Source organism: Segatella sp. (assembly GCF_977051555.1).
In genome coordinates, this window is sequence record NZ_CDRSSE010000079.1 from 1 (window position 1) to 4,756 (window position 4,756).

At 47.2% G+C, this 4,756-nt stretch carries 4 protein-coding genes and 1 rRNA gene; 4 read left to right on the forward strand and 1 reads right to left on the reverse strand.

All coding sequences use genetic code 11. The features are described 5' to 3' along the window. On the forward strand, positions 1 to 1,193 hold a 1,193-nt coding region (locus ACWJAO_RS13005), incomplete at its 5' end, for a GltB/FmdC/FwdC-like GXGXG domain-containing protein (protein WP_449140560.1). 19 nt (positions 1,194 to 1,212) lie between these two features. Beyond that, a complete protein-coding gene (locus ACWJAO_RS13010) occupies positions 1,213 to 2,556 on the forward strand; it encodes a glutamate synthase subunit beta (protein ID WP_449140561.1) in 1,344 nt (447 codons plus the stop codon). A gap of 38 nt (positions 2,557 to 2,594) precedes the next feature. On the opposite strand, the gene ACWJAO_RS13015 is transcribed toward ACWJAO_RS13010, so the two are convergent. Further along, positions 2,595 to 2,813 carry a hypothetical protein gene (locus ACWJAO_RS13015; protein ID WP_449140562.1) on the reverse strand — a complete coding sequence of 73 codons (219 nt, stop codon included), beginning with the start codon at positions 2,811 to 2,813 and terminating at the stop codon, positions 2,595 to 2,597. A 42-nt stretch (positions 2,814 to 2,855) separates the two neighbouring features. Here ACWJAO_RS13015 and ACWJAO_RS13020 point away from each other — a divergent pair, with 42 nt between their 5' ends. Continuing rightward, positions 2,856 to 3,953: a glycoside hydrolase family 43 protein gene (locus ACWJAO_RS13020; RefSeq protein WP_449140563.1), complete on the forward strand. Its 1,098-nt coding sequence runs from the start codon at positions 2,856 to 2,858 to the stop codon at positions 3,951 to 3,953. 465 nt (positions 3,954 to 4,418) lie between these two features. Next, positions 4,419 to 4,756: ribosomal RNA gene (locus tag ACWJAO_RS13025) — 16S ribosomal RNA — on the forward strand; the annotation flags it as partial.

The following is a 4,756-nucleotide window of genomic DNA, read 5'->3' on the forward strand; positions in this document are numbered from 1 at the left end:
AGTGTAACCTGAATACCTGTCCTATGGGTGTTGCTACACAGGATCCTAAGCTCCGTGCGCACTTCCGTGGCAGCTACAAGTATCTTATCAACTACTTCCGCTTCCTCGCCGAGGAGGTTCGTGAGTATCTGGCTGAGATGGGTTACACCTCTTTGAACGATATCATCGGTCATACCGAACTCATCGTCCGCAAGAAGGATGAGGAGATTGTTCCTACCGAGGGTCCGGATGCCGTAGAGCCAGAGGTGGCTAAGAGCATTGAGGAAAAGGTCGACTTGCTCGACTTCTCTCGTCTCTTGCATCGGGAAACAGGTCATTGCTCGCTCTATCATACTACCGAGCAGATTCATGACCTCGTCAATGTGCTCGACCAGCAGATTATCCGTGGTGCCCAGCGTGCCATCGAGAACCAGGAAGAGGTGAACCTCGACTTCGCCATCAAGAATACCGATCGTGCTGCCGGTGCCATGCTGAGCGGTATGATTGCCGAGAAATATGGTGAGGCTGGTCTTCCTGACAAGACCGTGAACGTGAAGTTCAAGGGTTCTGCAGGTCAGAGCTTCGGTGCCTTCCTGGTCAAGGGAGTAGATTTCAAGCTCGAGGGTGAGACCAATGACTATTTTGCAAAGGGACTTTCAGGAGGTCGTATTTCCATCCTTCCTCCTATCCGCAGCAACTTCTCTGCCGAGGATAACATCATCGCCGGTAACACCGGTTTGTATGGTGCCACAAGTGGTGAGTTGTATATCAATGGTAAGGTAGGCGAGCGCTTCGGTGTTCGTAACTCCGGTGCCATCGCCGTGATTGAGGGTGCTGGCGACCACTGCTGCGAGTATATGACGGGCGGTAGAGTAGTAGTGCTCGGTGAAACCGGCCGTAACTTTGCCGCTGGTATGAGTGGTGGTGTTGCCTACGTATGGGATAAGAACCACAACTTCGATTACTTCTGTAACATGGATATGGTGGAGATCAACCTCGTGGAGGACAGCACCTATCGCAAGGAGTTGCACGAGCTGATCCGTCAGCATTATCTCTACACCGGCAGTAAGCTTGCCCGTACCATGCTCGACGACTGGAATCACTACGTAGAGGATTTCATCCAGGTAGTGCCAATCGAGTACAAGCGAGTTCTCCAGGAGGAGCAGGTAAAGAAGTTGCAGCAAAAGATTGCGGATATGCAGCGAGATTACTAATTTTAAAATTAGAAAAAAGATGGGAAATCCAAAAGCATTTTTGACTATACCTCGCAAGGAAGCAGGTTATAGACCAATTCACGATAGAATCCTCGACTTCAGCGAGGTAGAACAGACATTGAATAGCAACGACCGCCGACAGCAGGCTTCCCGTTGCATGGATTGTGGCGTGCCTTTCTGCCACTGGGCTTGTCCGCTGGGCAACAAGGCACCGGAGTGGAACGATGCCCTCTACAAGGGCGACTGGGAGCAGGCTTACCGTCTCCTCAATTCCACCAACGACTTCCCGGAGTTCACAGGACGCATCTGTCCTGCACTCTGCGAGAAGGCGTGTGTATTGAATCTCATGGATCATGAACCTACCACCAACCGTGAGGACGAGTGTGCCATTGTGGAGCACGCCTTCTCTGAGGATTATGTGCATGTTGAGATTCCTGAGCGTAATGGCAAGACAGTGGCTGTCATCGGTGCCGGTCCTGCGGGACTGGTTGCAGCCAACCAGTTGAACCATAAGGGATATAAGGTAACTGTGTTCGAGGCACGTGAGAATGCCGGTGGCCTGTTGCGTTACGGTATTCCTAACTTCAAGCTCAACAAGAGTATCATCGACCGCCGTCTCCATCTTCTCGAAGAGGAGGGCATCGAGTTCAAGTATAATCAGCAGATTGATGTTACCAAGTTGCCAGAAGGCTTCGATGCCTACGTGGTATCTACCGGTACACCGACAGCCCGCGACCTGAAGATTCCTGGAAGAGATCTGAAGGGTGTTTATTTCGCCCTCGAACTACTTTCTCAGCAGAACCGTATCCTCGCCGGTATGGAGTTCTCTAAGGACGAACTGGTTAACTGCAAGGGCAAGGATGTATTGGTAATCGGTGGTGGTGATACGGGTTCCGACTGCATCGGTACTGCTCATCGTCAGGGTTGCAAGAGCGTAACCCAGATTGAAATCATGCCTAAGCCAGTAGAGGGCCCAGAGGATCCTAAGAATCCTTGGCCAAACTGGCCTCGCACCCTGAAGACCACCTCAAGTCATGAGGAAGGCTGTACCCGCCGCTGGAACATCAACTCTCTGGAGTTCCTGGGAAAGAACGGCAAGCTGACAGGCGTGAAGGTTCAGCCTATCGACTGGAAGCCAAACCCAGAAGGCGGTCGCCCATTGATGGTAGAGGCTGGTGAGCCTGAGATCATCAAGGCAGAAGCAGTGTTCCTGGCAATGGGCTTCCTGAAGCCACAGCAGCCGGAGTTTGCCGAGAATGTATTCGTGGCTGGTGATGCAGCCAGCGGAGCTTCTCTGGTGGTTCGTGCCATGGCAAGCGGTAGAAAGATTGCTGCTCAGGTAGATAAGTTCCTGAACAAATAAATCGGTTATTTTTAACTATAAGTGTAGGGAGGTTGACCTCAGTGATGAGGTTTTCCTCCCTTTTTCCTTCCTCCCTTTTTTCTTTCCTCCCTCTCCTTTGTCTTCTGTTCCGTCCCCCTTCTGCCCCCGTTCCAGGCGATTCCATCGCCTGTCCCATGAATAATAATCAATAAAAAAAGACCATTATTCGTGAATTCTCCCCATATTTCCCTTAATAATTTGGCATTCCCAAATATAAAGTGTAAATTTGCACTCAAAAACTTCAGCTAATAATAATTAAACTAAGGAAATAACAGAAAATGAAAAAGAAATTATCAACCGTTCTTTTAGCATTGGCTGCCTTTATGCCAATGACAGCACAGAATCTTGTAAAGGGAGATTATGGTTATCTCTATTGTCACATGAGTGATAAGGGGGAGTGGACAGCCTATGCCATTTCCCGTGATGGCTACAACTATCAGGACATCAATGGTGGCAACCCTATCTTCAATCCAGAAGAGCATGCCCGTATCGAAGGTGGAACCCGTGATGCCTATATCACCCGTATGTACAATGGTAAAGGATATATCATGGTTACCACCGATATGTGCGTTCGCAAAAGCCACAAATGGGACAACTATGGTATCGATCTCCTGAAGAGTAAGGATTTGAAAAACTGGACTAGCGTTACCTTCGATTTCCGTAAGGGTATGCAGAACTTCTGCGATGCAGCCACAGCGACATCTCCTTATAAGGATTGGAGCACCATCAACCGTGTATGGGCACCTCAGATTTTCTGGGATCCTGACTATCGTTGGGAAAACGGCGAGAAGGGCGGATACATGATCTACTATTCTATGCTCAATCGTGCAGAGGAGAAGTACGACCGCATGTACTACAGCTATGCTGACAAGACCTTCACCAAGCTCACCACACCAAAGCTGCTCTTCGACTGGGGCTATGCTACCATCGATGCCGATATCAACTTCCTGAAGAGCGATGGTCTCTACCACATGCTTATCAAGAAAGAGGGCGGAAAGAGAGGTATCTTCACCGCTACCAGCAAGTATCTCAATCATGGTTGGGGTGCTCCTGTTGATGATGACTTCGTAAGTTTCGAGGGTAGTAAACTGACTGAGGGAAGTTCTGCTTTCCAGCTTATCGGTGATGATACCTGGCGTGTGGCTTATATCCAGTATAGTGATCATCCTAAGCATTACCGTATCTGCAAGGCTGATAAGTATCTCCGCAATTTCTCCGATCCTGTAGATATCAAGGGAGTTACGGCTCCTCAGCATGGTAGCTTTATGAGAATCACCAGAAAAGAGTATAAAATGCTCTTGAAATGGGACAAAAAAATAAAAACAAAGAAAAATAAAAACAAGCGCGTACATTATTATATATGTAAAAATATATAGGAACAATCATGTGGATATCTCTTTATTCAACATTGCTCTAGTTAAATTACAGGTGTATAACTTAACTTGACTCGGATTCTTTGTGAAATCCTTATAAATGGTCCAAAATAACTTTTTTAAGGAGAAAATGTTTATATATGTTAAATAACAGCTAAAAAATAAACTTTTTTGCGAAAAGATTTGGTGGAATGGAAAATAGTTAGTACTTTTGCACTCGCTTTTGAGAAATCAAGCATTACTCAAAGCAATAAAGAAAGAGTTCTTTGAAAGATTTTACATAAACAGACAAGTAGTACAAGAAGCGGTTAACTTCTTAGAAATAAGAAAGTTGACTGGGTAAAAGAAACGAACCGTCAAGAAATTGACAAGTCAGGTTTACTAAGCTTCAATAAACGAAAAGGATATTCGTCCTAAGTACAGACAACAAACAAACCAAGCCGCAAGGCTAGGTAAAAATGATATTTTACAATGGAGAGTTTGATCCTGGCTCAGGATGAACGCTAGCTACAGGCTTAACACATGCAAGTCGAGGGGAAACGATATTGGAAGCTTGCTTCCGATAGGCGTCGACCGGCGCACGGGTGAGTAACGCGTATCCAACCTGCCCACCACTTGGGGATAACCTTGCGAAAGTAAGACTAATACCCAATGACGTCTCTAGAAGACATCTGAAAGGGATTAAAGATTTATCGGTGATGGATGGGGATGCGTCTGATTAGCTTGTTGGCGGGGTAACGGCCCACCAAGGCAACGATCAGTAGGGGTTCTGAGAGGAAGGTCCCCCACATTGGAACTGAGACACG

What these genes read in the sequence shown, in the direction of transcription:
- ACWJAO_RS13010 (WP_449140561.1), top strand. Translation starts at nt 1,213, where the DNA reads ATGGGAAATCCAAAAGCATTTTTGACTATACCTCGCAAGGAAGCAGGT.
- ACWJAO_RS13020 (WP_449140563.1), top strand. Translation starts at nt 2,856, where the DNA reads ATGAAAAAGAAATTATCAACCGTTCTTTTAGCATTGGCTGCCTTTATG.